This is a genomic window from Stenotrophomonas sp. C3(2023) (assembly GCF_032911385.1).
Lineage (GTDB): Bacteria > Pseudomonadota > Gammaproteobacteria > Xanthomonadales > Xanthomonadaceae > Stenotrophomonas.
On record NZ_JAWJLO010000021.1, the window covers coordinates 1 to 244 of the forward strand.

1 protein-coding gene is annotated in these 244 nt (G+C 68.4%); it reads left to right on the plus strand.

The genetic code is table 11. From position 1 onward, the window contains the following. Positions 1–244, plus strand: a 244-nt coding sequence (locus RZA67_RS16430; protein ID WP_317214131.1) for an Ig-like domain-containing protein, incomplete at both ends; no start/stop codon positions are given.

Sequence of the window (244 nt, forward strand, 5' to 3'; positions counted from 1 at the left end):
ATCGTTGCAGTGCGCCCGGATGCGGCCAACGATGCACTGCCGGCGGCCGCTGTGGGCACCAGTGTGCTCGATGTTCTGGCCAACGACACCGTACCGGCCAATCCGGTGGTGACCATCGCGGTGCCACCCACCAATGGCACCGCCGTGGTCAACGCGGACGGCAGCCTCAGCTACACGCCCACCGCAGGCTTCACCGGCACCGACACGCTCACCTACCAGGTGTGCCTGCCGGCTCCGGACAGCG